At 63.8% G+C, this 23404-nt stretch carries 18 protein-coding genes; 9 read left to right on the top strand and 9 right to left on the bottom strand.

Translation table 11 applies throughout. From position 1 onward, the window contains the following. Positions 1 to 224 precede the first annotated feature (224 nt). From J4P02_RS23815 to J4P02_RS23800, 4 genes are all read left to right on the top strand, one after another. On the top strand, positions 225 to 683 hold the full coding sequence (locus J4P02_RS23815) for an REP-associated tyrosine transposase (RefSeq protein ID WP_426194854.1): 459 nt from the start codon (positions 225 to 227) through the stop codon (positions 681 to 683). A gap of 291 nt (positions 684 to 974) precedes the next feature. Next, complete coding sequence (locus J4P02_RS23810; RefSeq protein WP_426194852.1) at positions 975 to 4082, top strand: transglycosylase domain-containing protein; 3108 nt, start codon at positions 975 to 977, stop codon at positions 4080 to 4082. Positions 4083 to 4247: 165 nt separating this feature from the next. Then, complete coding sequence (locus tag J4P02_RS23805) at positions 4248 to 4832, top strand: PadR family transcriptional regulator (protein WP_426194850.1); 585 nt, start codon at positions 4248 to 4250, stop codon at positions 4830 to 4832. Beyond that, a complete protein-coding gene (locus tag J4P02_RS23800; RefSeq protein ID WP_426194848.1) occupies positions 4829 to 5614 on the top strand; it encodes a siderophore-interacting protein in 786 nt (261 codons plus the stop codon). The genes J4P02_RS23805 and J4P02_RS23800 overlap by 4 nt, the downstream gene beginning before the upstream one ends. Before the next feature lie 144 nt (positions 5615 to 5758). On the opposite strand, the gene J4P02_RS23795 is transcribed toward J4P02_RS23800, so the two are convergent. After that, positions 5759 to 6421 (bottom strand): Pr6Pr family membrane protein, encoded by a 663-nt coding sequence (locus J4P02_RS23795; RefSeq protein WP_426194846.1) that lies wholly within the window; start codon positions 6419 to 6421, stop codon positions 5759 to 5761. Between the two features lie 8 nt (positions 6422 to 6429). After that, a complete protein-coding gene (locus tag J4P02_RS23790; protein ID WP_426194844.1) occupies positions 6430 to 6660 on the bottom strand; it encodes a VF530 family DNA-binding protein in 231 nt (76 codons plus the stop codon). A 267-nt stretch (positions 6661 to 6927) separates the two neighbouring features. On the opposite strand from J4P02_RS23790, the gene J4P02_RS23785 reads away from it, so the two are divergent. Then, positions 6928 to 8967 carry a TonB-dependent receptor gene (locus J4P02_RS23785; protein ID WP_426194842.1) on the top strand — a complete coding sequence of 680 codons (2040 nt, stop codon included), beginning with the start codon at positions 6928 to 6930 and terminating at the stop codon, positions 8965 to 8967. Positions 8968 to 9004: 37 nt separating this feature from the next. Here the strand turns inward: J4P02_RS23785 and J4P02_RS23780 are convergent, their stop codons facing one another. Next, positions 9005 to 10393, bottom strand: coding sequence for a PLP-dependent aminotransferase family protein (locus J4P02_RS23780; RefSeq protein ID WP_426194840.1), 1389 nt, complete (start codon positions 10391 to 10393; stop codon positions 9005 to 9007). Between the two features lie 321 nt (positions 10394 to 10714). Here J4P02_RS23780 and J4P02_RS23775 point away from each other — a divergent pair, with 321 nt between their 5' ends. The 3 genes from J4P02_RS23775 (at position 10715) to J4P02_RS23765 (ending at position 16052) form a co-directional block, all read left to right on the top strand. Then, complete coding sequence (locus tag J4P02_RS23775; RefSeq protein ID WP_426194838.1) at positions 10715 to 11917, top strand: benzoate/H(+) symporter BenE family transporter; 1203 nt, start codon at positions 10715 to 10717, stop codon at positions 11915 to 11917. A 222-nt stretch (positions 11918 to 12139) separates the two neighbouring features. After that, entirely contained in the window at positions 12140 to 13513 is a 1374-nt protein-coding gene (locus J4P02_RS23770; protein ID WP_426194940.1) for a carbohydrate porin, read from the top strand. 118 nt (positions 13514 to 13631) lie between these two features. Next, positions 13632 to 16052, top strand: coding sequence for a glucose/quinate/shikimate family membrane-bound PQQ-dependent dehydrogenase (locus tag J4P02_RS23765; protein ID WP_426194836.1), 2421 nt, complete (start codon positions 13632 to 13634; stop codon positions 16050 to 16052). Between the two features lie 985 nt (positions 16053 to 17037). On the opposite strand, the gene J4P02_RS23760 is transcribed toward J4P02_RS23765, so the two are convergent. From J4P02_RS23760 to J4P02_RS23735, 6 genes are all read right to left on the bottom strand, one after another. Beyond that, positions 17038 to 17946 carry a MurR/RpiR family transcriptional regulator gene (locus J4P02_RS23760; RefSeq protein WP_426194834.1) on the bottom strand — a complete coding sequence of 303 codons (909 nt, stop codon included), beginning with the start codon at positions 17944 to 17946 and terminating at the stop codon, positions 17038 to 17040. A gap of 120 nt (positions 17947 to 18066) precedes the next feature. Then, on the bottom strand, positions 18067 to 18831 hold the full coding sequence (locus J4P02_RS23755) for an ABC transporter ATP-binding protein (RefSeq protein ID WP_426194833.1): 765 nt from the start codon (positions 18829 to 18831) through the stop codon (positions 18067 to 18069). An 18-nt stretch (positions 18832 to 18849) separates the two neighbouring features. Continuing rightward, positions 18850 to 19962 (bottom strand): succinylglutamate desuccinylase/aspartoacylase family protein, encoded by a 1113-nt coding sequence (locus tag J4P02_RS23750; protein WP_426194830.1) that lies wholly within the window; start codon positions 19960 to 19962, stop codon positions 18850 to 18852. Between the two features lie 9 nt (positions 19963 to 19971). Continuing rightward, entirely contained in the window at positions 19972 to 20670 is a 699-nt protein-coding gene (locus J4P02_RS23745; RefSeq protein WP_426194828.1) for an ABC transporter permease, read from the bottom strand. Positions 20671 to 20683: 13 nt separating this feature from the next. Beyond that, positions 20684 to 21373 carry an ABC transporter permease gene (locus J4P02_RS23740; protein ID WP_426194826.1) on the bottom strand — a complete coding sequence of 230 codons (690 nt, stop codon included), beginning with the start codon at positions 21371 to 21373 and terminating at the stop codon, positions 20684 to 20686. 89 nt (positions 21374 to 21462) lie between these two features. Further along, complete coding sequence (locus J4P02_RS23735) at positions 21463 to 22239, bottom strand: ABC transporter substrate-binding protein (protein WP_426194824.1); 777 nt, start codon at positions 22237 to 22239, stop codon at positions 21463 to 21465. Between the two features lie 280 nt (positions 22240 to 22519). On the opposite strand from J4P02_RS23735, the gene J4P02_RS23730 reads away from it, so the two are divergent. Further along, entirely contained in the window at positions 22520 to 23389 is an 870-nt protein-coding gene (locus tag J4P02_RS23730) for an AraC family transcriptional regulator (protein ID WP_426194822.1), read from the top strand. Positions 23390 to 23404 lie beyond the last annotated feature (15 nt).

Genomic DNA, 23404 nt, shown 5'->3' with positions numbered 1-23404 from the left:
CAGAGAAAATCCGTTGCGCGGATTTGGGTGCGCTTTGCGCCCCAGCGGGAGCAAGCTCCCTCGCCACAGGGGATTCAAGGCGCAAGGAACGCAGCCTGCACAACAGGTCACCCGGCTATCAACAGCCTCAGCAGGAAACATCCGCAAACCACCTCGTCATCCCAATCACCCAGGCAGGCTGTTAGCGTCGCTGATTTACTCGATCTATCTCCGGAGGCAATGGAATGTCACCGCGTCCCAAGTCCCATCGACTTCGTCGTGGCCGTTACTCCAATCCCGGTCGCGCCTATCTCATCACCACAGTGGTTCACCAACGTCGCCCCCTATTCAGAGACTGGCGCCTGGGGCGCTTGGTGGTCGCCGAGCTGCAACAGATCCAGGAGCAGGGACTGGCAAACTCCCTGGCCTGGGTGCTGATGCCGGATCATCTGCACTGGCTATTGCAACTTCATGCCGGAACACTGCCTCAGGTGATGCAAAGGATGAAATCCCGCAGCACCCTGCGCATCAATCAACGGCTGGGTTTACGTGGCGCCTTCTGGCAAAGCGGTTACCACGATCGTGCAGTTCGGGATGGTGAAGATATCCAGCATATTGCCCGCTACATCATCGCCAACCCGTTGCGCGCGGGCCTGGTGCGGCGTATTGGCGACTACCCGCTCTGGGATGCCATCTGGCTCTAGCTCCCTTTTGTGGCGAGGGAGCTTGCTCCCGCTCGGTCTGCCGGGGTACCGGAGCATGGCAGGCGCAGAAGTTGCTGGCAGGGTGTGCCTGAAAAAATCCGTTGCTCGGATTTGGGCGCGCTTTGCGCACCAGCGGGAGCAAGCTCCCTCGCCACAGGGCGGGTAATGCCTAGAGGTATTGCTTTGCAAGGATGCGCCGCCGGGAGGCTTTCACATTTTTTTCACCGCCTGCCGCCACCGACTAAGCTTCAGACAAGTCCGATCAATCTGCAGTGAGGGGATCAATCGACTATGGGCGCTTTGTGGCAGACCGACTCGCGCAAGAACGCAGTGCCACGCCACAGCGAAGAAGCAGTGCCCCCACCGAAACCCCGCAAGCCCCGCCGTTATTTCTGGCGCCTGTTCTGGCTCTTGCTGCTGCTCGGGTTGATTGCCCTGGGGGTGGCCGCGTCCCGGGAAATGCGCAGCTCCAAGCTCCAGGCCCGGGAATTCAGCAAGCTGGCCAGCGACCTGAGCTACTCCGTGCAACCGGGCCCCAGCGATTCGATGTTCTACCCCGGCGCCGGGCCCTTCGACCGGCGCCTGGGCTACAGCGCCCTGGGAGAATTCCTGCCCCGCCTGCTCAAGCGCGGTTACCTGATCGAAGCCCAGACGCGCTTTTCCCCCGCCTTGCTGGACTACAGCAAGAACGGTTTCTTCGTGCCCTACAGCGAAAAGATCCAGGCTGGCCTGTCCATCACCGATTGCCGCGCCGCGCCGCTGTATCGGTTCGATTACCCGCAGCAGCTCTACACCAGCTTCGCCAGCATTCCCCCGTTGATGGTGCACAGCCTGCTGTTTATCGAGAACCGTGAACTGCTGGACCCCAAGCTAGCCCAGGCCAACCCGGCAGTGGACTGGCCGCGCTTTGCCAAGGCCGCCTGGTCCCAGGTGGCCAAGCTCCTGCACCTGCCCGGACAAACCGCCGGTGGCAGCACCCTGGCCACCCAGCTGGAGAAATACCGTCATTCCCCCGATGGCCTGACGCTGTCCGGCGGCGAGAAGATCCGCCAGATGATTTCCGCCAGCGTGCGGGCCTACCAGGACGGCCCGCAGACCCTGGAGGCGCGCAAGCGCATCGTGCGCGACTACCTCAACAGCGTGCCGCTGTCGGCGGTGCCCGGGCATGGCGAAGTGCATGGCATGGCCGAGGGCTTGCGGGTCTGGTACGGCGCCGACTTCAATCAGGTCAACCAGGCCCTGGCCGGCACCGCCAGCGATGCCCACAGCCTGGCCCTCCGCGGCTTGGCCCTGCGCCAGGTGTTGTCGCTGATGATCGCCCAGCGGCGCCCGTCCCATTACCTGACCAAGGGCCATGCCGAGCTGGCGGAGCTGACCGACAGCCATATCCGCCTGCTGGCGCAGAACGCCATTATCGACCCTGCCCTGAGCAGCGCGGCCCTGGCCAGCCAGGTGAGCTACCGTGACTGGCAGCAGCAACCGACGATCCAGCCGATCGAGACCAACAAGGGCATCAGCGTGGCCCGCAGTCGCCTGTCGAGCCTGCTCAACCGCCCCCTGTACGACCTCGATCGCCTCGACCTGTCCGCCACCAGCACCTTGCAGAGCGACCTGCAGGCCCAGGCCACCGATTACCTCAAGCACCTGGCCGACCCGGCGTTCGCCGCACAGATCGGCTTGCTCGGCGAACGCCTGCTGACCCCCACCAGCACCACCCAGGTGCGCTACAGCTTCACATTGTTCGAACTCACCCCCGACGGCTCGCGGGTACGGGTGCAGACCGACAGCACCGACCAGCCCTTCGACATCAACGAAGGCAGCAAGCTGGAACTGGGCTCCACCGCCAAGCTGCGGGTGCTCACCAGCTACTTGCAGATCATTGCCGAACTGCACGCCAAACACGCCGGGCAAACCCCGGCCGAGCTGAAGAAGGTTGCGGTCAATGACCAGGACCGAATCAGCCGCTGGTCCATCGACTACCTAATGCAGAACAGCGACCGCAGCCTGCCGAAGATGCTCGACGCAGCCCTGGACCGCACCTACTCCGCGAGCCCCGGCGAAGCCTTCTTCACCGGTGGCGGGGTGCATCACTTCCACAACTTTCGCAACGAGGACAACGGCCGCAGCCCGACCCTGCGCGATGCACTGCGGGAATCGATCAACCTGCCGTTTATCCGCCTGATGCGCGACCTGGTGCGCTACAGCACCTACGGCGGCGACAGCAGCAGCGCCGAGCTGCTCAAGGACGACGAGAACCCACGCCGCCAGGAATACCTGGCGCGGTTTGCCGACCGCGAAGGCACCTCGTTCTTGCTGCGTTTCTGGAAAAAATACCGCAACAAGGACACCCAGGCGCGCCTGGAAACCTTTCTCGACGGCATGCACCCCACGGCCATCCGCCTGGCCGCGGTGCACCGCTACCTGCTGCCGGATGCCAGCCAGGAAAGCTTCAACCGTTTCGTCCGTGCCCATATGAAAACAGCCAAGACCAGCGAGAAACTCGGCGATGAACGCCTGGACAAGCTCTACGCCAGCTATGGCCCGGGCGCCTACGACCTGCCAGACCAGGGTTACATCGCCAAGGTCCACCCCCTGGACCTGTGGCTGCTGGGCTACCTGATGAACAACCCCGACGCCACCTTCAGCCAGATCGTCAAGGCCAGCGAGTTCGAGCGCCAGGAGGTCTACAGCTGGCTGTTCAAGAGCCGCCATCGCAGCGCCCGGGACAGTCGCATCCGCACCATGCTGGAAGTCGAGGCCTTCCTCGATATCCATCAGCGCTGGCAAAGCGTCGGCTACCCCTTCGATCACCTGGTGCCGTCCCTGGCCACCGCCATCGGCAGCTCCGGCGACCGCCCGGCGGCCCTGGCGGAACTGGTGGGCACCATCCTCAACGACGGCGTGCGCCTGCCGACGCTGCGTATCGACAGCCTGCATTTCGCTGCCGGCACGCCTTATGAAACCCAGCTGCGCAACGATCCGGACAGGGGCAAGCGGGTGATGCCTGCGGAAGTGGCCACGGCGCTGCGCGGGGCCCTGTCCCAGGTGGTGGATGCCGGTACCGCGAAACGTGTGGCGGGCAGCTTCAAGCTGGCCGATGGCACGCCCCTGGCCATGGGCGGCAAGACCGGCACCGGCGACAACCGCATCGAAGCCATTGGCGCCGGTGGCCGGGTGCTGAGCTCGAAATCCATCAACCGCACCGCAACCTTCGTGTTCTACATCGGCGATCACCATTTCGGCACCCTCACCGCCTATGTGCCGGGGGCATCGGCACAAGCCTTCAAATTCACCTCGGCGCTGCCGGTGCAGGTGCTCAAGGGCATGGCACCGATCCTGATGCCCTACCTGCAACCGGGCAGCAGTACCCAGTGCCTGGGCAGCCTGGCCCAGCGCTGAACAACCCGGCGACAACCGTCATCCATACCCGGCAAGCACCTGGCCTCCAGGTGCTTGCCTGTTCTCCACCTCCGACGAACGGCAGCTTTGCATTCTGCAGAACGGCTTGCGCATTTCTTAAGATATATCTTAAGTTATGTCTAAACCAAAACGGAGAGCGAGAACATGAGAGAGCACCACCCTCATTCCCGACGCGAACACGGCGAGGGCCACGACAGTTTCGAACGCCGCCAGGGCCTGGGCCGTGAACGCGGTGGCCGTGGCCCCCGGGTGTTTGCCCCGGGCGACCTGAAACTCTTGCTGCTGGCCCTGATCGCCGAGCAGCCCTGCCACGGCTACGACCTGATCCGCCAGATCGAAGGCATGTTCGACGGCGCCTACAGCCCGAGCCCCGGGGTGATCTACCCGACCCTGACCTTTCTCGAAGAAAGCGAAATGATCCAAGGCGACGCCGAAGGCGGCAAAAAGCGCTACAGCGTGACCGAAGCCGGCCGTGTTTCCCTGCAAGAGCAAGCCATCGCCCTGGACGGGGTGCGCATGCGCATCGAAGTCAGCAAGCGCTCCCTGCGCGGCCATGACCGGCCGGCAGAAATCCACGAGGCCGTGCACAACCTGCGCCACGCCCTGCAAATGCACCACGGTCGCTGGAGCGCGGAAGAAATCCTCCGCGTGCGAGACCTGCTGAACAACACCGCCAAGGCCATTGTCGATGGCCCGGCTCGCCCTAATTCCCAGGAGCCATCCGCATGACTGCCACTCAACCACTGTCGATTCACCGGGTCATGCACGAGATCAAGCGCCGACGCCTGGAGGTGCTGCGGGTGGTGGACCTGACCCCGCGCATGCGTCGCATCACCCTGGGCGGGCCGGAGCTGGCCGGCTTTATCAGCCTGGGCAGCGACGACCATGTGAAGCTGCTGTTCCCGCAGAACGCCGAGCAACAAGCCGCCCTGGAAACCCTGGTGCTGGGCCCGGGCAAGGACAGCGGACCGATGCCGGCCATGCGCGACTACACCCCACGCCGCTACGACCTGGAGTTGGGCGAACTGGATATCGACTTCGTGCTGCACGGCGACGGCCCTGCCTCGACCTGGGCCGAGCAGGCCGAGCCGGGGCAGTACCTGCATATCGGTGGGCCACGGGGCTCGATGGTGGTGCCGGACATCTTCGACAGCTACCTGCTGATCGGCGATGAAACCGCCCTGCCGGCCATCGCCCGGCGCCTGGAAGAACTGCCGGCCGGACGCCGAGTGCTGGCGGTGATCGAAGTGCAAAACGCCGCCGAACGCCAGACGCTGCGCAGCGCCGCCGAGGTGGAGGTGGTCTGGGTCGAGCGTGACGCTGGTGGGCCGGACCTGATCAGCGTGGTGCGTCAGCTGCAGGTACCGCAAGGCAAGCTGTACGCCTGGGTGGCCACTGAAAGCAAACTGTCGCGGCAGTTGCGTCGCGTGCTGCTGGATGAGCACCGGCTCGACGACGAGTTCGTCAAGGCCGCCGGCTACTGGCGCCTGGACAGCAGCGAGGAAGAATAACCCCGCCTCGTTGTAGCAACTGGCCTGGCGGCGCAAGGCTTATGGGCCTCTTCGCCGGCAAGCCGGCTCCTACGATAAATCCACACACCTCGCCCCGTAGGAGCTGGCTTGCCAGCGAAGGCGTCGGCATGAACGGCGCAGGGCTTACGGGCCTCTTCGCCGGCCCAGCCAGCGGTCCAGCCCCAGCAATATCAGTGACACCAGCACAAAGCCTGCGAGTATCCCCAGGGCATTGAGCAGCACTCGGGGATACCCCAGCTTGTCCACGGCAATAAAGGGATAGGGATACAACCCCAGCAAATCACCCCGCAACAGCAGGTAGGCGAAGTACAGCAGCGGGTAAAGCGTCCATAGGCCGACATGCAGCAGGCGCAATTGGCCCTTGGGCACACAGCAGCCCCAATAGACCAGGAACAGCAGCGGCATCACATCGTGCAGTAACTCGTCCGCCAGCCATTGCCAGCCCTGAGGCTGCCACAGATGGCGCAACAGCAGGCTGTAGGCCAGGCCCACCAGCACAATGCTCGCCGCCACCGCGCCACTGACCGCCGGCCGCAGCATAAAGGCCTGCCCACGGGAAATCCGCAGGTTCAGGGCACAGGTCAGCACGCTGGCCACCAGGGTATTGCTGAGCACGGTGAAAAAACTGAAGAAGTTCACCAGGCCGCCCAGCAGGCTGGCCCCGACCTCCCAGCGCAGCAACAGAATCAGGTACAGCTGAATCGTCAGCCCCAGCCAACCCAGCACCGCGGCCAGCGCAATCAGGCCACGCCGAGTGAACAGCCCCCGCAGCGAAAAACCAGCCATGGGCTTCCTTAAAGCGGACGCTTGGTGCGTTGCAATTTCACATAGAGTTTCTCGACCTTTTCCCGGGCCCAGGGCGTCTTGCGCAGAAAGGTCAGGCTCGACTTGATGCTCGGATCACTCTTGAAGCAGCGGATATCGATGCGTTCGGCCAGCCCCGACCATTGGTAGTGCTCCACCAGCGCCTTGAGGATCTGTTCCAGGGTCACGCCATGCAGCGGGTCGATGTGGGTGTCGGTCATGCCAGGCCTTCAAGGGGGAGAAAGATTAGAGAAGCCGCGCACCTTAGCCGAGGGCATGCGCCCGCGCCAGAGCGCTGGTTTAACTCTAGTCGGCGGCACGCGCCAAGGTGATTGGGCAGGCGCGATGAAAAGTTCCTGGCTTTTAGAAATAAAAGTGATGTTATATTGTATCAACACATAACAACTCACTCGCCTCCAGACACCTTCCGTGTCTCGCCTGTTTTCTGACTCAAAGCGCGCTGCGCAACGCTTGCCAAGGAATTGCCGATGTCCCTCTCTGTCCCTCGCCCTTCTCGCTCTCTGCTGTGGCGCCTATCGCCGCTGTCTGCCGCTGTGCTGATCGCTTCCCAGGCCCAGGCCCTGGAACTGCCCCAGCAAGTGATCACCGCCAACCCACTGGGCAGTAGCCAGCTGGCCGCGCCGAGTACGGTGCTGGAAGGCGACCAACTGACCCTGGAACAAAAGGGCAGCCTGGGTGAAACCCTGAACAAACAGCCGGGGGTGTCCTCGTCCTACTTCGGCCCGGGAGCCAGCCGGCCGGTGATTCGCGGCCTGGATGGCGACCGCATCCGCATTCTGCAAAACGGCGTCGGCGCACTGGATGCCTCGTCCCTGTCCTACGACCACGCGGTGCCCCTGGACCCGGTGAATGTCGAGCGCATCGAGATAGTGCGCGGCCCGGCGGCCCTGCTGTACGGCGGCAATGCCATTGGCGGGGTGATCAACAGCTTCGACAATCGGATTCCCACCGAAGCCATCGACGGCATCCAGGGTGCCGGTGAATTGCGCTACGGCGGCGCCGACACCACCCGCAGCAGCGCCGGCAAGCTGGAAGCCGGCGATGGCACCTTCGCCCTGCACCTGGACGCCAACTCGCGGCAGTTCAACGACCTGAAGATTCCCGGCTACGCCCGCAGCCGCCACGCCCCGGCCAGTGAAGAGGGCGATGGCAAGAAAGGCCGCCTGGGCAACAGCGACGGCCGCCAGGACGGCGGCGCCATTGGCGGCTCCTACACCTGGGATGACGGTTACGCCGGCCTGTCCTACAGCAACTACGACTCCAACTATGGCTCCCCCGCCGAAGAAGACGTGCGCATCCGCATGAAGCAGGATCACTACGCCTTCGCCTCGGAACTGCGCAACCTGCAAGGGCCCTTCAGCTCGATCAAGTTCAACGCCGGCTACACCGACTATGAACACCGGGAAATCGAGGGCGGCGAGACCGGCACCACCTTCAAGAACAAAGGTTACGAGGCGCGAGTCGAGGCCCGGCACCTGCCCATCGGCCCGTTGGAGGGCGTGGTTGGCGCCCAGGTCAATCGCAACGAGTTCTCCGCCCTCGGTGAAGAGGCCTTCGTGCCGCAGACCGATACCAACAGCGGCGCGCTGTTCATTCTCGAAGAACTGCAAGCCAGCGAGCGCCTGAAACTCAGCCTCGGCGGGCGCCTGGAACACACCCGCGTAGACCCGAGCGCCAAGGGCAACGAGCGTTTTGCCCAGGCCGACAAGTCCAGCAGCTTCACCGCCGGCAGCCTGTCTTCGGGCGCCGTCTATACCCTGACCCCGGTCTGGTCCCTGGCCGCGACCCTGGGCTACACCGAACGCGCCCCAACCTTCTACGAGCTGTATGCCAATGGCGCCCACGTCGCCACTGGCACCTATGAAGTGGGCAACGCCGGATTGTCCAAGGAAAAAGCCGTGTCCAGCGACCTGGCCCTGCGCTTCGACAACGGCACCCACAAAGGCAGCGTCGGGGTGTTCTACAGCCACTTCTCCAACTACATCGGCCTTTTGGGCACGGGGCGTACCCTCAACGATGAAGGGCAAGAGGATGCTGCAGGAATTCCCGAGTACGCCTACAAAGGGGTGCGGGCACGTTTCACCGGGGTCGAAGCCCAAGATCGCTGGGCCCTGGGGGAAGGCGCCTACGGCAAGTTCGCCCTGGAACTGTCCGGCGACTACACCCGGGCCAAGAACCTCGACAACGGCCAGGACCTGCCACGCATAGCGCCCCTGCGCTTGAACAGCGGACTGCTGTGGGAACTGGATCGCTGGCAGGCACGCCTGGACGTACAACACGCCGCCAGCCAGGGGCGAGTGCCGGACCACGAAAGCACCACCGATGGCTACACCACCTTTGGCGCCAGTGCCGGCTATCGCTTCGATATTGGCCATAGCCAGTGGCTGGCCTTCGTCAAGGGCGAGAACCTGACCAACCAGACCGTGCGCTACGCCAGCTCGATCCTGCGGGATATTGCCCCTGCAGCCGGGCGCAGTGTGGAAGTGGGCTTGCGTACCACTTTCTAAGTCAGCCCCTGTAGGAGCCGGCTTGCCGGCGAAAGCGCTAGCGATAACGCCGCGGATCGGCCTCGATCAGGCTGGCCAGCTGAGTCAGGGCGAATCGCAACTCGTCCTGAGTGGTGGGCGACATCAACACCACCCGCACACAGCGCGAGCGGGCGTCACGTTCCACCTGGAACTGGCTCCCGCTCATCACCAGCACGCCATTGGCCCGGGCCAGGGTGGCGAACTCGTCACCGGTCCAGGGTTCGGGCAGGGTCAGCCACAGGTGATAGCTGTGGGGCTGGGTCTGCATTTGCAAACCGGCAAACACTTCCCGGGCAATCGCCTGGCGCGCCGCCGCCTCGTTGCGCTGGGTCTGCACCAGCTTGCGGTCCAGGCCCTCGACAAGCACATTGCTGGCCAGTTGCGCGGTCAACGGCGACGGCATCCACACACTGCTGCGCACCATCGAGCTCAGGCGCGACAACAGCTTCGGCGGGCTGTACAGATAGCCGATGCGCAAGGCCGGCATGATCGCCTTGGACAGGCTGGTGAGGTACACCGAGCGCTCCGGGGCATAGCTGGACAAGGGCTTGATCTGTGGGTCGGCGACAAGAAAGCCGTAGATGTCGTCGTCGATGATCAGGAAATCGAATTCCTCGGCAATCGCCGCAATCGCCGCCCGGCGCCGTGGCGACATGATCGCCGTGGTGGGGTTCTGGCAACTGGCGACGCACACCAGCAGCGCCGGCTTTTCCCGCAGGCACTGCTCGCGCAGGGCTTCTGGGAGCATGCCCTCCTCGTCCATCGCCACCCCCCGCAGGCGCCGCTCCAGGCCATGGGCCACGGAGATGATGCCCGGGTAGCTCAAGGACTCGCAGAGCACCAGGTCACCGGCGTTGCTCAAGGCACTGATGGCCACCAGCAGCCCGTGCTGGGCGCCGGCGGTGAGCACCACCTGCTGCCACTGGGCGCCTGGCAGGGAATGCCGCAGCCACTGGGCACCGGCCTCGCGATGGGCCGGATGGCCGCCGTCGGGGGCGTAGTCCAGGGCCCGGCCGAAGTCGCTGCTGCGGGCCATGCCCACCAGGGCGCCGCGCAGCCAGTACTCCAGGGTTTCGCTGTAGGGCTTGATGATGGACAGGTCCAGGGCCTCGGACTGTCCCAGGGCCAGGGAGGGCGCGCCGGAACCTTCCGGCACCCCTTGCGGCGCCTGCCCCAGCACATAGGTACCCCGCCCCACTTCGCCCTGCACCAGGCCACGGCGCTGGGCTTCACTGTAGGCGCGGCTGATGGTGCCAGGGGTGACATTCAGGGTCACCGCCAATTCGCGCAGGGTGGGCAAACGGTCGCCCTCCTTGAGCAAGCCACTGCCGATATCCCGGGCCAGGGCATCGGCGATGGACAGGTAGACCGGCTGATTGAACTCGCTTAACTGGGGAACCCACATGGAGGCTGACGACCCTCGGCTGCATTGAAGTGCGGCGCAGCATATCACAGCGCCAGCGGCCTCCAGAGCATCGACTCAATACCTGAATTGAATCGATAAAAATGACCAATGAAAAGATCGAAGGCGCTGCTGAGAATTTTTCACTAAACAATAAATAACTTATATATCAGTCACTTAAATAGATTTATGCGCCTATTCAAGACTAAACAGAGCACCTCGCAAGCACACAACAATTGAATCGATTCAATTTATTGAAATACACTCGCCCAGCGCCACCGAAATCGAATCAATCCTTCCCCACCCCACGCCAGTCGAGATGCCATGCCCAGCCTCAGAAAGGACCTGTCCCTCTCCGCCGTGATCGCCGGCCTGATCGCCGTGATCATTTCCTATGCCGGCCCCCTGATCATCGTGTTCCAGGCGGCCCGCGAGGCCCATTTGCCGGACGCTCAAGTGTCGTCCTGGATCTGGGCGATCTCCATCGGCAGCGGCCTCACCGGCCTGCTGCTGAGCTGGCGCCTGAAGGTGCCGGTGATCACCGCCTGGTCCACCCCGGGTGCGGCGCTGCTGGTGTCGATGCTGCCCACGGTGTCGCTGCCCCAGGCCATTGGCGCCTATGTGGTGGCTTCGCTGATCATCGCCGTGATCGGTTTCTCCGGGGCCTTCGACAAGCTTATGAGCCGCCTACCCAAGGCCATTGCCGCGGCCATGCTGGCGGGCATCCTGTTTCGCTTCGGCGCCGGCCTGTTCACCTCCCTGACCCTGCAACCGGCGCTGGTGCTGGCGATGCTCGCCGCCTACCTGCTGGGCAAGCGCCTGTTGCCGCGCTACGCGATCCTCACGGTGCTGCTGGTGGGATGCGCGGTGGCCGCGGGCCTGGGTGAATTCAACGGTGGCGCCATCACCCTGGCCGTGGCACAGCCGATCTTCATCGCCCCGGAGTGGAGCTGGCACGCCATCGTCAATATCGGCCTGCCCCTGGCCCTGGTGACCCTCACCGGGCAATACGTACCGGGCATGGCCGTGATGCGCAGCGCCGGCTACAACACCCCGGCGCGCTCGATTGTGTCCTGGACCGCCATCACCTCGGTGCTGCTGGCGCCCTTCGGCTCCCACGGCATCAACCTGGCGGCCATCACCGCGGCCATCTGCACCGGACGCGAAGCCCACGAGGAACCGAACAAACGCTACGTCGCCGGGATCGCCTGCGGCCTGTTCTACCTGCTGATGGGCATCTTCGGCGCCACCCTGGCCTCGGTGTTCGCCGCCCTGCCCAAGGAGTTGATCGCGGCCCTGGCCGGCCTGGCCCTGTTCGGCGCCATCAGTAGCGGCCTGAGTGGCGCCATGGCCGATGAGAAACAGCGCGAAGCGGCCCTGATCACCTTTCTGGTGACCGCCTCGGGCATGAGCTTCCTCGGCCTGGCCGCAGCGTTCTGGGGGCTGATCTTCGGCTTGGCGGCGCACTTTGTACTGAGCTACACCCGGCAGCAGCCGGCGCCCGCCGAGGCCCCCGCCGCTCGCTGAAGGCGCAGCGGCACAATGACTGTTACCGAATCAGAAACTGTTCATGTCAATAAAAGCGCTTTCTCTCGATGAGACGGCGCTTTATCCTTCGCACCCTGAAGCTGAAACGCTTCATCTTTCCTTTTGAAATCAGCGGCATGCCAGCTCGATCAAGCCTGATCCAGGCCACGCAGCCTGCCCTTGCTTCTGCCTATTCCTAGAAAAAGACCCATTCCAATGCCTATGCCCCTTCTTCAGCGCGCCAAAGACAGCGCTGTCCTGACGTCCATTGCCCTGCCCAAGACCCTCAGCCTGCTCGGCGCCCTGGGGTTTGCCGCCTGCGCCCAGGCCGCCCCGGCCTTCGACAGCGACTCACCGTGGATGCTCGGCGACTGGAACGGCACCCGCAGCGAACTGGCGAACAAGGGCTACGACTTCAAGATCGACTACGTCGGCGAGATGGGTTCCAACCTGCACGGCGGCTACAACCACGATCGCACCGCGCGCTACAGCGACCAGTTCGCCTTCGGCAGCCACCTGGACCTGCAGAAGATCCTTGGCTGGAAGGATGCCGAGTTCCAACTGACGGTGACCAAGCGCGACGGCGACAACATCAGCAACGACCGGATCAACGACCCGCGGGTCGGCGGCTTCACTTCGGCCCAGGAAGTCTGGGGCCGCGGCCAGACCTGGCGCCTGACGCAGATGTGGTACCAGCAGAAATTCTTCGACCAGAAGCTCGACATCAAGGCCGGTCGTTTTGGCCAGGGCGAAGACTTCAACAGCTTCCCCTGCGACTTCCAGAACCTGGCGTTCTGCGGCTCCCAGGTGGGCAACTGGGCCGGCAGTGTCTGGTACAACTGGCCGGTGAGTCAGTGGGCACTGCGGGTCAAATACCACCTGACCCCGGAGCTCTACGCGCAGATCGGCGCCTACGAGCAGAACCCCTCGAACCTGGACCGCGACAACGGATTCAAGCTCAGCGGCAGCGGCACCCAGGGCACCCTGTTGCCGGTGGAACTGGTGTGGACTCCCAAGCTCAACGGCCTGGCCGGTGAATACCGCGCCGGCTACTACTACAGCAGCGCCAAGGCCACGGATGTGTACAAGGATGGCAATGGCCAGCCTGCGGCGCTCACCGGCGAGGCCTACCGCAGCAGCTCGAGCAAGCACGGCCTGTGGCTGGGCGCGCAGCAGCAGGTCACCAGCCTGGCCAGCGACCACTCCCGCGGCCTGAGCCTGTTCGCCAACCTCACCGCCCATGACAAGAAGACCAACGCCATCGACAACTACGTCCAGGCCGGCCTGGTCTACAAGGGCCTGTTCGATGCCCGGGCGAAAGACGACATCGGCTTTGCCCTGGCCCGGGTCCACGTCAACCCGGCGTTCCGCAAGAACGCCCAGGCCAGCAACCAGGCCCGCGCCCTCTACGACTACGACAACCCCGGCTACCTGCCGCCCCAGGACACCGAATACAGCGCCGAGCTGTACTACGGCGTGCACCTGGCCAACTGGCTGACGGTGCGCCCCAACCTGCAGTACATCCGCCATCCCGGTGGCGTGAGCCAGGTGGATGACGCGTTGATCGGCGGAATCAAGATCCAGAGCTCGTTCTGAAGCCCCCAAGGCAACAGAACAGTCGATTTACCCTTTTCAGCTGAACCAAGCCCGCGCCTGATCGTCATCTACAGTGAACAAGCGCGGGTCCACTCTTAACGTCACGGAGAACCACACTATGAGCACTGAGGGTGCTTCCACTCCGAGCCGCTTGCTGCCAAGCCTGCTCGGCATCTTGCTGCTGCTAATGGGCCTGGCCTTGCTGGCCGGGGGCATCAAGCTGAGCCTGCTCGGCGGCTCGCTGTACTACGTCCTGGCCGGTATCGGCCTGACCCTGACCGGACTCTTGCTGCTGGCCGGCAAACGTGCGGCACTGGGGCTGTATGCCCTGGTGCTGTTCGCCAGCACCCTGTGGTCGCTGTGGGAAATCGGCCTGGACTGGTGGCAGCTGGTGCCGCGCCTGTCCTTGTGGTTCGCCCTGGGCGTGGTCCTGCTGCTGCCGTGGTTCCGCCGTCCGCTACTGCGTGACGGCCCGGCGCCGATGGGCACCGCCGCCCTCAGCGTGGCCGTGGTCCTGGCCGGTGGTGCCGCCATTGGCAGCCAGTTCACCAACCCCGGGGAAATCTCCGGCGACCTGGGCCGCGACAGCGCCGACATGGCCAGCACCGCCCCGGCCATGCCCGACGGTGAATGGCAGGCCTATGGCCGTAGCGAATTCGGCGACCGCTACTCGCCGCTGAAGCAGATCACCCCGGCCAACGTCGGCAAGCTGCAAGAAGCCTGGCGCATCCGCACCGGCGACATGCCGACCGCCAAGGACCCGGTGGAAATCACCAACCAGAACACCCCGCTGAAGGTCAACGGCATGCTCTATGCCTGCACCGCCCACAGCAAGGTGCTGGCCCTCGACCCGGACACCGGCAAGGAAATCTGGCGTTTCGACCCACAGATCCAGGGCCCCAACGGCGACGACTTCCGTGGCTGGGCACACATGACCTGCCGTGGCGTGTCGTACTACGACGAAGCCAACTACGCCCAATCCGACGCCATCAGCCGTCCGGCGACTCTGTCCCCCGCCGGCCAGGCGATCACCGCCAGTTGCCCGCGTCGCCTGTTCCTGCCCACCGCCGATGCGCGCCTGATCGCCATCAACGCCGACACCGGCAAGGTCTGTGAAGACTTCGGCAACAAAGGCGCCGTGGACCTGAAGGCCGGTATCGGCCCGTTCACCCCGGGCGGCTACTACTCCACCTCGCCGGCCGCCATCACCCGCAACTTGGTGATCATCGGCGGTCACGTCACCGACAACGAGTCGACCAACGAACCGTCCGGGGTGATCCGCGCCTTCGACGTGCACGACGGTCACCTGGTATGGAACTGGGATTCGGGCAACCCCGACGAAACCGCTCCTCTCCCGGAAGGCAAGACCTATACCCGCAACTCGCCGAACATGTGGTCCCTGGCCAGCGTCGACGAGAAGCTGGGCCTGGTCTACCTGCCACTGGGCAACCAGATGCCTGACCAATGGGGCGGCAACCGCACTGCAGGCGCAGAGAAATTCAGCGCCGGCACCGTGGCCCTGGACATCGACACCGGCAAGCTGCGCTGGAACTACCAGTTCACTCACCACGACCTGTGGGACATGGACGTGGGCAGCCAGCCAACCCTGCTCGACATGAAGACCGCCGATGGCGTCAAGCCGGCGCTGATTCAGCCGACCAAGCAAGGCAGCCTGTACGTGCTGGACCGTCGCGACGGCACCCCGATCGTGCCGATCCATGAAGTGCCGGCCCCTACCGGCGCAGTGGAAGGCGACCACACCGCCCCGACCCAGGCCCGCTCGGACCTCAACCTGCTGAACCCGCCCCTGGACGAAAAAGCCATGTGGGGCGCCACACCGTTCGACCAGATGCTGTGCCGCATCCAGTTCAAGCAACTGCGTTATGAAGGCCAGTACACCCCGCCCTCGGTGCAGGGCAGCCTGATCTACCCGGGTAACGTGGGTGTGTTCAACTGGGGCAGCGTGTCCCTGGACCCGGTGCGCCAGCTGCTGTTCACCAGCCCGAACTACATGGCCTTCGTTTCCAAGCTGGTGCCGCGTGCCGAAGTGGCTGCCGACAGCAAGCGCGAAAGCGAGACCTCGGGCGTGCAACCCAACACTGGCGCGCCTTACGCGGTGATCATGCATCCGTTCATGTCGCCTCTGGGCGTGCCTTGCCAGGCTCCGGCCTGGGGTTATGTGGCCGGCATCGACCTGACCACCAACAAGGTGGTGTGGAAGCACAAGAACGGCACCAGCCGCGACAGCTCGCCGATTCCGATCGGCTTGCCGATTGGCGTGCCGAGCATGGGCGGTTCGATGGTGACCGGTGGTGGCGTGGGTTTCCTCAGCGGCACCCTGGACCAGTACATTCGCGGCTATGACGTGAAGAACGGCAAGGAACTGTGGAAATCGCGCCTGCCGGCGGGTGGCCAGGCCACGCCGATGAGCTACACCGGCAAGGATGGCCAGCAGTATGTGCTGGTGGTCGTGGGTGGCCACGGTTCGCTGGGCACCAAGATGGGCGACTACATCATTGCCTACAAGTTGGCGAAATAAGCGTTACTGCCAGCGTTTGAAAGAGGCGGCTACCTGGGGGTAGCCGCTTTTTTTATGCCTGAAGAAAGGCAGGCAGGGCATGCCCTTTTTGCCTGGAGAAAAGCAGGCAGTGCACGCCCTTACTGTGGCGAGGGAGCTTGCTCCCGCTCGACCGCGCAGCGGGCGCAAAGCTGGGGTTGGGTGTACATATCCGTTGCTGCGGTTACGGCTGCTATTGGTTTCGCTCTTACAGCGAGTCCCTTTTGTCAGTCGACACAAAAGGAACCAAAAGGTCTTGCCCCTCCACTCGGTGCCTCGCTAAGGCTCGGCATGCCCGCACTCCGGCATTGATCCGTGGGCCGCCGCAATGGGCCATCCCTGGCCCAGTGCGGCTAACCCGGCGTCCTGCCGGGTTACCCACGGATCAATGCCTGCGTGCGGCCATCGTGGTTAACGGGGCCGCTAAGTTCAAAATCAAGAGCCAGAACCAGAGCAAACTTTGGCCTTACGGCCTCGTCCTCTCTCTGTAGGCGCTGGCCGGGCGGCGTTCCGCTTGCCCGCGAAGGCGTCGGCCGAATCAATGCATGGCTTACAGGCCTCTTCGCCGGCAAGCCGGCTCCTACGATAAGCGCGTAAAACGCGCTTGGTTCTTGCCCTGGCTTTTGCTTTGGCTTTTGATCTTCCTGCCCCTTCAGGAGGCCGAGCGCAGGCATTGCGTAGGGGGCAGCTCGGCATGGATGCCGAGCTAGCCGCCCCAGGCCATGGATGGCCTGTGGCGGCGCGCCCCCGGAGCGATGCCGGAGCGAGGGCACCCCGAGCCTAGGCGAGGGGCCGTATGCGGGGGCAAGACCTTTTGCTTACTTTTGTGTCGACTGACAAAAGTGAGCCGCTGTAAGAGCGGAACCAATAGCCGCAACACCCGCGGCAACGGATATGTACTCCGTCCCTCGCTACCCGCAATAACGGATATGTCCCCGCAACCAGCATCAAAGAAAAAACCACACCCTCACTTCTTCAGCACCTTCCCCTGACCCGGAATATGCAAATAAGACATCACGCTTTCCGTGAGCTCAGTGGCCAATTTCACCGCCTTTTCATTACGCGCCATCACCCCGGCAACCAGCCCTTCGATCAACGCCAGCACGGCAATATTGGAGCTGGTCAGCACCGGGTGATCGCAGGGCGCGAACAGGGTGTGCTCGGCAATCGCGGTCAGCGGCGAGGCGGGGGAGTCGGTAATCGCCAGCACCACGGCGCCGCGCTCAATGGCGAAGCGCGCCAGTTGCAAGGTGTCCTGGGAGTAGCGCGGCAGGGAGATCGCCAGCAATACATCCTGAGCGGTGATCGCCGCCAACCGGTAGGCGGCATTTTCATTGCCGCCTTCCATGCTGATGGCCGTGGCGTCGGCGCAGAACGGCATCAGGGTGGCGGCGGCAAGCCCGGCCAGGTAGACGCTGTTGCCGAACCCCAGGATGTAGACCTTGCGCGCGCTGGTCAGGCGGCTGATGAAGGCGTCGAAGCTGTCGGCATGGTTGCTGGTGGCAGCGGTGGCTAGGTTGCTGCTGGCGCTCTGCAGTTGCTCGTGCAGGCCGAAGGCGCCGCCCGGGCGCTGGGCCAGTTCGTTGCGCAGCTTGTCCACCGGCGACACCATCTGCTGCAAGGTGGCCACCAGCTCGGCCTTCATGCCGCTGTAGCCCCCAAGATCCAGGGCCTTGGCCAGGCGGTTGACGGCGGCGGGCGAGGTCAGGGTGGCCTGGGCCATTTCCTCGATGGTCAGGGTCGCGGCCTTGAGCGGGTGGCGCAGGATAAAGTCCGCCACCTTGCGCAGGGAAGGCGGCAGCTCGGCAACGATTTCCGACAGTTTGCGCATCACCGGCGCGGCGTAGACCGTGGTGTCTTTCGATGGGCTTGGCATATCCGGCTCAACAGTGGCTGAAGGTGAGAGAAGGGCTGTGCCTGGTGCCCTGGCGAGATGGCCTGGAGTGTATCCGAAGCCGGCCTCGCCGGGGCTGCACCGAGCGCTGGCGTGGCGACTTTACTTCAAGCTGCCCGCAAGGAACTGCTGCAGGCGCTCGGACTGCGGGTTGGCCAGCACATCGCGAGGCGCGCCGCGTTCTTCCACCAGGCCCTGATGGAGGAACACCAACTGGTTGGAGACCTCCCGGGCAAAGCCCATTTCGTGAGTCACCACCACCATGGTGCGGCCTTCCTGCGCCAGGTCCTGCATGACCTTGAGCACCTCGCCCACCAGCTCGGGGTCGAGCGCCGAGGTCGGCTCGTCAAACAGCATCACCTGGGGCTCCATCGCCAGGGCCCGGGCAATCGCCACGCGCTGCTGTTCGCCACCGGACATATGCCCCGGCCAGGCGTGCCGGCGGTGCGCCACGCCGACTTTCTCCAGGTAGTGCTCGGCCCGCTCCCGGGCCTCCTGCTTGCTCAGGCCCAGCACCTGCACCGGGGCTTCCATGACGTTGTCCAGGGCGCTCATATGGGACCAGAGGTTGAAGTGTTGAAACACCATCGACAGCTGCGAGCGCATGCGTTGCAACTGCTTGGGTTCGGCGGCCTTGAGCCCGCCGTGTTTGTTGGCCACCAGCTTCAGGGCTTCGCCATTGAGCAGGATGCTGCCGGCATTGGGTTGCTCCAGCAGGTTGATGCACCGCAGGAAGGTGCTCTTGCCCGAGCCGCTGGAGCCGATCAGGCTGATCACGTCACCGGCCTGTGCCTGCAGCGACACGCCCTTGAGCACCTGGTGCGCGCCGTAGCTTTTGTGCAGGTCCTGAATTTCAAGTTTGTACATGCTGTGAACTCTCCGGAATCAGTCGCTGAGCAAGCGACCCTGGCGAATGGGGGTAGCGCTGGCGACTTTGGCCAGCCACAGACCGGGCTGGGCAAAGCGCAGCCGTTCGCGGGCATAGAGAATGCCGTCGACGCTGGCACGCACCAGGCTGTGACGGTCGCTGAGCGGGTCGATGACTTCGAACAGCGGGTCGCCGACCTTGACCTGCGCCCCCACGGGCTGCAGAAAACTCACCACCCCGGGATGGGGCGCATAGGCGTACTGGGCGCCGGCAAAAGGCATGGCCTGGCAGTGGCTGGGGGGCGCCGCGGGCCAGTCGCCGTCGATCAGGCCCTGTTCGGCGAGGTAGCCAAGAATCGCCTGGGCGCTGTCGAGGCAGGGCTCGCGGTCGGTGTCGGCCATGCCGCGCAGTTCGATGGTGGTGGCGGCGCAGGCCAGGGGAATATTGGCTTCGGGAAAGTGCTCGGCCAGGCGCAGCCAGACAATCGCACAGGCTTCGTCGAAGGCACTGCCGCCCGCATCCTCGGCCAGCAGGGCAACCTCGGCGCCGAGGCGTGCGGCCAGTGCTTGCAGGCGCGGCCAGTGCTGCGGCATGGCGTACAGCAACATCACCGACTCGAAATCGCAGTGCAGGTCTAGCACCAGGTCGGCGTCACAAGCGTGCTGCAGCAGCAGGCGGCGCAGGCCGTCGAGTTCCGAGGCGCAGGCCGGCATGCTCGCCAGTACCTCGACCATGGTGCGGCGGATCAGCGCAACGTTGGCCTCGGCGTCATCACCCAATTGCCCTTGCAGCTCTGCTGCGACCGGCTCGAACAGCTCCGGGAAATCACGGTTGAAATTCTTCCCGCTGGAGAACTCGAAGCGCCCCTGGTGGGTGGCCTGGAACATTTGCGCGATACCCAGCGGATTGGCCATCGGCACCAGCTCGATGACGCCGGTCAGGCGGCCCTGGCTTTCCAGCTCCAGCAGGCGGCGCTTGAGTTCCACGGCCACGCGCATGCCCGGCAACTCATCGGCATGCAACGAGGCCTGGATATAGGCTTTGCGGCTGCCACTGCCAAAGCGCAGCAGGCTCAACCGGCGTTCGGTGCCCGATGCACTCCAGGGCAACAGGTATTGAATGTGCTCCATAGCAGCTCCTTAGTGCTTGCGCGGTGCCAGGTACGCCAGCCAGCGGCGCTCGGCCAGCTTGAACAGACGCACCAGAATGAAAGTCAGGACCAGGTAGATCAGCCCGGCGGTGATAAACGCCTCGAACGGCAGGTAGAAGCGCGAGCTGACCGTGCGCGCGGCGCCGGTGATATCCACCAGGGTGACGATGGAAGCCAGGCTGGTGGTTTGCAGCATCATCAGCACTTCGTTGCTGTACTGCGGCAAGGCCCGGCGCAAGGCCGACGGCAGCAAGATGCGCCGGTACAGGGTCAGGCGCGACATGCCCATGGCCCGGGCGGCCTCGATCTCGCCGGCGGGGGTGGCGCGCAAACTGCCGGCCAGCAGCTCGGCGCTGTAGGCACTGGTGTTGATGGCAAAGGCCAGGCAGGCGCAAAAGGTCGCGCTGGACAGGTAAGGCCAGAGCAGGCTCTGGCGCACCGCTTCGAATTGCGCCAGGCCGTAGTAGATCAGGAACAGCTGCACCAGCATCGGCGTGCCGCGAATCACGTAGGTGTAGAGCCAGGCCGGGGCATTCAGCAGCGGCGAGCGCGACACCCGCATCAACGCCAAAGGCAGCGCCAGCAGCAAGCCCAGGGCCAGGGAAATCAGCAGCACCTTGAGGGTCAGCACGGCGCCGTTGAGGTACAGCGGCAGGTTGTCCCAGATCAGTTGGTAGTCAAGCATCATGGGGCGACTCCTCTCACAGTTCGGCGGCTTTGAGGCCGACCGAGTAGTGTTTTTCCAGGCCGCGCAGCAGCACCAGGGACAGGCTGGTAAGCAGCAGGTACAGCGCCGCCACCGCAATGAAGAAGGTGAAGGGCTGGTGGGTGGCGTCCGCGGCGTTCTTGGCCTTGAACATCATGTCCTGCAGGCCGATCACTGAAATCAGCGCGGTGGATTTGGTCAGCACCAGCCAATTGTTGGTGAACCCGGGAATGGCGAAGCGGATCATTTGCGGCACCAGGATGCGCCAGAACACCTGGGCGCCGCCCATGCCGTAGGCCAGGCCAGCCTCGGCCTGCCCCTTGGGGATCGCCATAAAGGCGCCGCGAAAGGTTTCCGAGAGGTAGGCACCAAAGATGAAACCCATGGTGCAGACCCCGGCGATAAAGGGGTTGATGTCGATGTAGTGGCTGTAGCCCAGTGCCAGGGCGACGCGGTTCACCAGGTCCTGGCCGCCATAGAAAATCAGCAGGATCAGTACCAGGTCTGGAATGCCGCGAATCAGGGTGGTGTAGCTTTCCCCGAGCAGCGCCAGCCACTTCAGCGGTGACAGGCGCAAGGCCGCGCCGATCAGGCCCAGGGCAATTGCCAGGGCCATGGAAGTCAGGGCCAGGTTGATGGTCAGCCAGGCGCCATCGAGAATGCTCGGTCCGTAGCCGTGGAGCATGATGAAGTTCCTCAAGCGAGCGCCGCGAGGCGCGCAACACAAGCCCCGGGGGCGCCAGCAAGCAGCCGGCGCCGGGGCTCAACCAAGGCTTACTCGCCGTAGATATCGAACGCGAAGTAGCGGGCCATCACCTGCTGGTACGTGCCGTTGGCACGGATGCTGTCGATTGCCGCATTGAGCCGCGCCAGGTTGGCGCTGTCGCCTTTGCGCACGGCAATCCCGGCGCCCCGACCGAAGTATTTCGGGTCGTTGATATCCGGCCCGACCAGGGCGAAACCCTGGCCCGCAGGCGTCTTGATAAAGCTCTCGTTGGTGTTGACGATATCCGCCAGGGTGGCGTCCAGGCGCCCCGAAGCGAGGTCGAGAAAGGCTTCGTTCTGCGAGCCGTAGCGCACCACCAGCACGCCTGCGGGTTCCAGTTGCTCGGTGGCAAAACGGTCGTAGGTCGAGGAGCGCTGCACGCCGAGTTTCTTGCCCTTGAGGTCCTGCAATGGGTCGTTGATCTGGCTGCCGGCCTTCATCGCCAGCTTGCCCGGGGTGTGGTAGTACTTTTTGCTGAAGTCCACCGACTTCATCCGGTCTTCGGTGATCGACATCGACGACAGCACGGCATCGATCTTGCGCACCTTGAGCGACGGAATCATGCCGTCGAATTCCTGGATCACCCACTCGCACTTGACCTTCATTTCTGCGCACAGGGCGTTGCCGATGTCGTAGTCGAAACCGCTGACCTTGCCCTCGGGGGTCTTGAAGGAGAAGGGCGGGTAGGCGGCTTCGATACCAATACGCAGGCTGTCTTCGTCGGCATGGGCGAGGAAGCTGGACGCGCACAGCAGCAAAGCACCTAGAAGTTCTGTCTTGTTCATCTTGTTGACTCCAGGGGGCATTGGGGGAACGGGTGCCCGCCATCCAGGGTGGCGCGGTGGATCTTTCCTGTGATCGGCGCAGTCATAAATGACACAATAAAAATCCATATGCAATCATATTGAAAAAAATCATATCAGTCCGGGCTGTGGCAAAGCCCAGCGACATCCTGGAAGTGGCTACACTGGCCAACCTCTGCGTAGCTTGAGCAAGTGCGGCTAGGCGCGTTCACCCCGGCATGGTCAATCCTTCGCCTACCGTAATTCCCGGAGTCTGTGCCCAGTGTCTGAATTGCCGATCAACGCTGCCTACACCAAACGCTTCAACGCCGTGCTCGCCTACATCGATGGCAACCTTGAAGGTGACCTGTCGGTGCGAACCTTGAGCCAGGTGGCGAACTTTTCGGCGTTTCACTTCCATCGGCAATTCACTGCCTTCGTCGGCGTACCGGTTTCACGTTATGTGCAACTGATGCGCTTGCGCGGTGCGGCCCATCGCCTGGTTTCCCTGGCGGATTACTCGGTGCTGGACGCCGCGCTTGGCGCCGGTTTTGAAAGCCCCGAGGCCTTTTCCAGGGCATTCAGGCGGGCGTTCGGCATGAGCCCGAGTGGGTTCAGGAAGCAGCCGAACTGGCAGGTCTGGAATGCGGTATTCGCTATCCCTCATTTTTCCAGGAGCATCATCATGCAGGTACGAATCGTGGACTTTGCCGACACCCGGGTTGCAGCGCTGGAGCACTACGGGCCTCCCGGGCAGGTCGATGAAAGTGTGCGCAGGTTTATCGATTGGCGGATGCAGAGCGGGCAGTCGCCGGTGGCGTCGAGTCGCAGTTTTGGCATTCCCTTCAACAACCCCGATACCACACCGCCGGAGGAATTCCGCTTTGCCATCTGCGGCGAGATTCATGAGGCGGTGGCCGCCAATGAGGCGGGTATTCGCGAGCTGCAGATAGCCGGTGGCCGCTACGCGGTGGTGCGGCATGTGGGCTCGCCGGATCATATTGGTGAGAGCATCTACCCGATCTACCGCGATTGGCTGCCGAGCAGTGGCGAGGAGTTGCGGGATCAGCCGCTGTTCTTCGAGTACCTGAGTATTTATCCGCAGACGCCGCTGGAGCAGTGGCAGACGGATATTTATGTGCCCTTGCAGTAGTGGGTTTCGGTCAAA

Source organism: Pseudomonas sp. NFXW11 (assembly GCF_049887815.1).
In the GTDB taxonomy this organism is placed as follows: Bacteria; Pseudomonadota; Gammaproteobacteria; order Pseudomonadales; family Pseudomonadaceae; genus Aquipseudomonas.
The sequence above is the reverse complement of the archived record's forward strand: the minus strand, read 5'-3'. Positions and strand labels throughout refer to the sequence as shown.